The following is a 6000-nucleotide window of genomic DNA, read 5'->3' as shown; positions in this document are numbered from 1 at the left end:
AACGTCTCCAAAACGGCCGACCGACCAATCCATTCCTGCCTTCAATGCGGTCATCCTTCTCAACCGCACTGCAAAGAATCAGACTCGATTCACTCAAGGCAAGAAAAATCTGTGCACGCCTTAGCCCCTTGTGGGAGAGGGTGGCTCGCCGCAGAGCGGCGAGACGGGTGAGGGGTATCTCTCCACGAGCTCGTATCTAGCGTGTGGATAGATACCCCTCATCCGGCGCTTCGCGCCACCTTCTCCCACAAGGGGGGAAGGATGGCACCATCACTGCCGCGGCACAGCGTGCAAATTCATTAATCGAATTTAACCCGAATCGCAGCCACTCCGCCAACAAGCATTAGGGTTACTTCCTCGATCTCTAGGCGAATTATTGTCCGCTTTACCACCCGCCTCTAACAGAGGAGCGGCGGACAATGCACGTGCCTCATACAGGCTAACAAGTGCGGCCCGCTACACGCGGAGGTGGCACGATGCGCAACGAGACGATCGCTATTCACGCCGGCTACGAGCCCGAGGCCACCACGCACGCGGTGGCCGTTCCGATCTACCAGACCGCGGCCTACGCCTTCGACAGCGCCGATCACGGCGCGGCTCTCTTCAATCTGGAGGCCGAGGGCTTTCGCTACAGCCGCATCGCCAATCCGACGAGCGCGGTGCTGGAAAAACGCATCGCTGAGCTCGAAGGCGGCGTCGGCGCGCTTGCGGTCGCGACCGGTCAAGCGGCGCTGCATTTCGCCTTCGTCAACGTCGCCGATCACGGCGGCAACATCGTATCCGTGCCGCAACTCTACGGCACCACGCACACGCTGCTCTCCCACATCCTGCCGCGCCAGGGCATCACCGGCCGCTTCGCCGAGAGCGACAAGCCTGAGGCGATCGAGAAGCTGATCGATGAGAACACCCGCGCCGTGTTCGCCGAGACCATCGGCAATCCCGCCGGCAATGTCTGCGACATCGAGGCGCTGGCGAAGATCGCCCATGCGCATGGCGTACCGCTGATCGTCGACAACACCGTTGCCACTCCGATTCTGCTCAAGCCGTTCGATTACGGCGCCGACATCGCCGTGCATTCGCTGACCAAGTTCCTGGGCGGTCACGGCACCACGCTCGGCGGCGCCATCGTCGATTCCGGAAACTTCCCCTGGGCCAAATATGCTGAGCGCTTCCCGGCTTACAACAAGCCGGATGCTTCCTATCACGGCCTCGTCTATGCCGAGCGGTTCGGCCGCACCGCCTATATCGAGCGCGCGCGTAGCGTCTATCAGCGCACCATGGGCTCGGTGCTGTCGCCGTTCAACGCCTTCCTGCTGCTGCAGGGCATCGAGACCGTGGCGTTGCGCATGGAGCGTCATGTCGAGAATGCCCGCAAGGTCGCCGAATTTTTGCGCGGCGATCCGCGCGTGGCTTGGGTCAATTACACCGGCTTCCCGGACAGCCCCTATTATCCGCTGGTGCAGAAGTACCTGAATGGCAACGCGTCCTCGCTGTTCACCTTCGGCATCAAGGGCGGCATGGAGGCCGGCAAGACCTTCTACGATGCGCTGAAGCTGATCACGCGGCTCGTCAATATCGGCGATGCCAAGTCGCTCGCCTGTCATCCGGCTTCGACCACGCACCGGCAGATGTCGGCGGAGCAGCAGCGCGTCGCCGGCGTGCTGCCGGAGACCATCCGTCTGTCGATCGGCATCGAGCATGTTTCAGACATTATCGAGGACATCGACCAGGCGCTGGAAACGGCCTGTCCGCTGTCGCGTCTTCAGGCGGCGGAGTAGGCGGCGCCGCCCATGACGGTCTTGATCGACAGGGATCAAGTTATCGTGGGCCCGGCGCTGGTGCCGGCCGAGCACGATCTCGCGCGCGATGCCGGCGCCGAACTCACCATCGGGCTCGTCAACAACATGCCGGATCTGGCGCTGAAGGCGACCGAGCGGCAGTTCATGAAGCTGCTCCAGGCCGCAGCAGGCTCGCGCCGTATCCGCTTCCACTGCTTCTCCCTTCCCAGCGTGAAGCGCTCGCCCGAAGCGAAATGGCATGTCGAGAACGAGTATTCCGACCTATCCGATCTCGGGCGAAAAAAGTTCGACGGGCTGATCGTGACCGGCGCCGAGCCGATCGCGCCCGAGCTCGACCAGGAGCCTTACTGGCGGGACCTCACGAACCTGATCGACTGGGCCAGGGCCAACACGCGCTCGACGATCTGGTCGTGCCTTGCCGCGCATGCCGCGGTGCTGCATCTCGACGGCATTGAGCGGCGGCGGCTGCCGGGCAAATGCCACGGCATTTTCGATTGCGACGTCGTGACGAGCGATCCGCTGACCCGCGCTGCGCCTGCGCCGCTCAAAGTCTCGCATTCACGCCTGAACGAGATCGCCGAGAGCGATCTTGTGCAGGCCGGTTATCAGGTGCTGACACGCTCGGCAGAGGCCGGCGTCGACGTCTTCGTTCGCCAATATGCCAGCCGCTTCGTGTTCTTCCAGGGCCACCCGGAATATGACGCGCTGTCGCTCCAGCGCGAATATCTGCGCGACATCGGCCGCTATCTCGCGCGGGAGCGCGACAACTATCCGCGCCTGCCGGTGAGTTATTTTGACGCAGCGACTGAAGAGAAACTGGCTCGCTTCGAGAAGAAGGCAACGCATCAGCGCCATCCCGCGCTCAGCAACGAGCTGCCCGGGCTGAACTTGCGCGCCGATATCGGCGCCGGCAACGCGGCGGCGGTGCTCTTCCGAAATTGGTTGCGCTATCTCGGCGCGGGCGCCGACGCGTCGGTGGCGGCGCGCTAACCGAAGGGGTTTTGATTCCGCGTTAGGATTACCCAGGCGTTAGGCTTGCCTCAACCTGCGCACGAATGTTTCAGTAGAGAAAATTGGACATCAAGGGAAACGCTACGTGTGGTCGGCACTCCAGGGACGCGTGAGCAATCGGCTGGCCCGGCATTTCCGCGCAGCGCCGCACCGGTTGCCCGCGCATGCGCCGATGGTGAGCTTCACCTTCGACGACGCCCCCGATAGCGCCGCAGGCGAGGGCGCCGCGCTTCTGGAGCAGCATGGCGGCCGCGGCACCTATTACCTCGCCGGCAGCCTGATTGATCGTCCCTCGGACCACTGGCATGGCCTGTCGAATGACGCCATCGTGCAACTCCACCGCGCCGGGCACGAGATTGCCTGCCACACCTTCTCGCACCAGAGCTCGGCCACTCTCGACGAAGCCGCGATGGCTCGCGAGATCGAGCGGAACCGCAGTTATTTCCGCGGCATCGATGCCTCGATCACGCTGGAGAACTTCGCCTATCCCTACGGGATCGCCTCGGTCTGGCGCAAGCCGCAACTCGCGAAGACCTTCCGTTCCGCGCGCGGCATCCTGCCCGGCGTCAACAGCGGCGTCATCGACCTCCAGTTCCTGCGCGCCTCGCCTTTGGTCGATTGCGAGATCGACAAGGCAGGGATCGATCGCTATTTCGACGAGGCGGTCGCAAGCGGCGGCTGGCTAATCTTCTACGGCCACGACGTCGCCGAGGCGCCGAGCCCCTATGGCTGCACGTCGCGCCTGATGCGCCACGCGTTGGAGGCGGCCCAGCGACGTGGCATGCCCATCGTGACGGTCGCGGAAGCGCTGCGACGAATCGGGGCGTAGCTTCTTTTTCCTTCTCCCCTTGTGGGAGAAGGTGGCATAGGCGGCCTTCGGCCGCCGTTCTTAAGAACGCCGAAGCGAAGCTTCGGCTATGGCGCCGGATGAGGGGTATGTTTCCGCGAACAAGACTTATCGAGTTTGCGGATAGATCCCCTCACCCGTCTCGCCGCTGCGCGGCGAGCCACCCTCTCCCACAAGGGGAGAGGGAAGACCGGTGCAAGCTCCGCAAACGGTCTTGCCACGTCCGCGCCAGCATGCGACTGGCCTTGTGACGAATCTCACGGCCTGATCTGTTCCGCTCATGTCCGCTCCCTCCACCGCTCCGCTGCCTGCGCCGGCCAATGGCCGCGACGCGCTGTCGGTGCTGCATTCGGTGTTCGGCCTGCCGGGGTTCCGCGGCGCGCAGGGTGAGATCATTCGGCATGTCACCGATGGCGGCAATTGCCTGGTGCTGATGCCGACCGGCGGCGGCAAGTCGCTGTGCTATCAGCTTCCGTCCCTGCTGCGCGAAGGCTGCGGCATCGTGGTCTCGCCGTTGATCGCCCTGATGCGCGACCAGGTGGCCGGCCTGATCGAGGCGGGCGTCAATGCGGCCGCGCTGAATTCGTCGCTGACGCCGCAGGAAGCCTCCGACATCGAGCGGCGCCTGCTCGCCGGCGATCTCGACCTGCTCTATGTCGCGCCGGAACGCCTGGTCACGCCGCGCTGCCTGTCGCTGCTGGCGCAGGCGAAGGTGGCGCTGTTCGCGATCGACGAGGCGCATTGCGTCTCGCAATGGGGCCATGACTTCCGGCCCGAATATGTCGGCCTTTCCATCATCGCCGAGCGGTTTCCCGACGTGCCGCGCATCGCCCTGACCGCGACCGCCGACGAGCTGACGCGCAAGGAGATCGTCGCGCGGCTTCAGCTCGACGGCGCGCCGCAATTCGTCTCGAGCTTCGACCGGCCCAACATCCGCTACGAGATCGTCGACAAGCGCAATGCGGTGTCGCAGTTGAAGGAATTCATCCGCGAGCGCCACATCGGCGATGCCGGCGTGGTCTATTGCCTGTCGCGCAACCGGGTCGAGGAGGTCGCCGCCGCGCTTCAAGACGCCGGCATCACGGCGCTGCCCTATCACGCCGGCCTCGACGGCAGCGTGCGCTCGCGCAACCAGGACCGCTTTCTCAACGAGGACGGCATCGTCATCGTCGCGACCGTCGCGTTCGGCATGGGCATCGACAAGCCCGACGTGCGCTTCGTCGCCCATTTGGATCTGCCCAAGAGCATCGAGGCCTATTACCAGGAGACGGGGCGCGCCGGCCGTGACGGCAAGCCGTCGGCGGCCTGGATGGCCTATGGCCTCTCCGACATCGTGCAACAGCGCCGCATGATCGACGAGTCCAACGCTTCTGATGAATTCAAGCGGGTCTCGATCGGCAAGCTCGATGCGCTGGTCGGCCTCGCCGAAACGCCGCATTGCCGGCGCCGGCGGCTGCTCGCCTATTTCGGCGAGATCGTGATGGGCGAGAGCTGCGGCAATTGCGACAATTGCCTGACACCGCCCAAGATGCGCGACGGCAAGGTGCTGGCGCAGAAGCTGCTGTCCTGCGTCTACCGCACCGGACAGCGTTTCGGCGCGATGCATTTGATCGACGTACTGGTGGGGCGCCTGACCGAGAAGGTGACGCAGTTCGGCCACGACAAGCTGTCGGTGTTCGGCATCGGACGCGAGCTCAATGAAAAGCAGTGGCGCACGGTGCTGCGGCAATTGGTGGCGATGGGACATTTACGCAGCGACAGCGAGGCGTTTGGAGCGCTCAAGCTGACGGAGTCCTCGCGCGGCGTGCTGCGCGGCGAAACGGAGGTGTGGCTGCGCGAGGAAGCGCCGGCCACCCGCGTCCGTTCGAGCCGCGCCAAATCCCGCCGCGGCGATCTCGCGCCCGCGGCCAGCGCGCCGCAAGGCGATGTCGATCCCGAGCTGCGCGCGCGCCTACGCGCCTGGCGTTCAGACGTCGCCCGCGAACGCGGCGTGCCGGCCTATGTTGTCCTGCATGACGCAACGATCGACGGCATCGTCCGGGCCTGGCCGACCACGCTGGACGAGCTCCGCAACGTGCCGGGGATCGGCGACAAGAAGCTCGAGCATTACGGCGACGAGCTGCTGCAGATCATCAGGACGCGGTAGGGACGGGGGTTGTTGGTGCGCCCAACTCCCTCAACACGTCATCCCGGACAAGCGTAGCGAAGCGGAGCGCCGATCCGGGATCCATAACCACAGGCTGATGCAGTTACGAAAGCTGGCAACCACGAGTCTTCGCAAAACTCTTGCTGCGGCGTATGGGTCCCGGGTCTGCGCTTGCGCTTGCCCGGGACGACAGCAGT

4 protein-coding genes are annotated in these 6000 nt (G+C 64.6%); all 4 read left to right on the top strand.

Annotated elements, in window-relative coordinates:
* Positions 1 to 476 precede the first annotated feature (476 nt).
* The 4 genes from CVM73_RS36635 to recQ all read left to right on the top strand — a co-directional run bounded on the left by CVM73_RS36635 (position 477) and on the right by recQ (position 5803).
* Positions 477 to 1778: an O-acetylhomoserine aminocarboxypropyltransferase/cysteine synthase family protein gene (locus CVM73_RS36635; RefSeq protein WP_100236596.1), complete on the top strand. Its 1302-nt coding sequence runs from the start codon at positions 477 to 479 to the stop codon at positions 1776 to 1778.
* A 12-nt stretch (positions 1779 to 1790) separates the two neighbouring features.
* A complete protein-coding gene (gene metA, locus CVM73_RS36630) occupies positions 1791 to 2789 on the top strand; it encodes a homoserine O-succinyltransferase MetA (protein ID WP_100236595.1) in 999 nt (332 codons plus the stop codon).
* Between the two features lie 106 nt (positions 2790 to 2895).
* On the top strand, positions 2896 to 3639 hold the full coding sequence (locus CVM73_RS36625) for a polysaccharide deacetylase family protein (RefSeq protein WP_100236594.1): 744 nt from the start codon (positions 2896 to 2898) through the stop codon (positions 3637 to 3639).
* A gap of 298 nt (positions 3640 to 3937) precedes the next feature.
* Entirely contained in the window at positions 3938 to 5803 is a 1866-nt protein-coding gene (gene recQ, locus CVM73_RS36620; RefSeq protein ID WP_100236593.1) for a DNA helicase RecQ, read from the top strand.
* Positions 5804 to 6000 lie beyond the last annotated feature (197 nt).

It is taken from the genome of Bradyrhizobium forestalis (assembly GCF_002795245.1).
Classification (GTDB): domain Bacteria; phylum Pseudomonadota; class Alphaproteobacteria; order Rhizobiales; family Xanthobacteraceae; genus Bradyrhizobium; species Bradyrhizobium forestalis.
The sequence above is the reverse complement of the archived record's forward strand: the minus strand, read 5'-3'. Positions and strand labels throughout refer to the sequence as shown.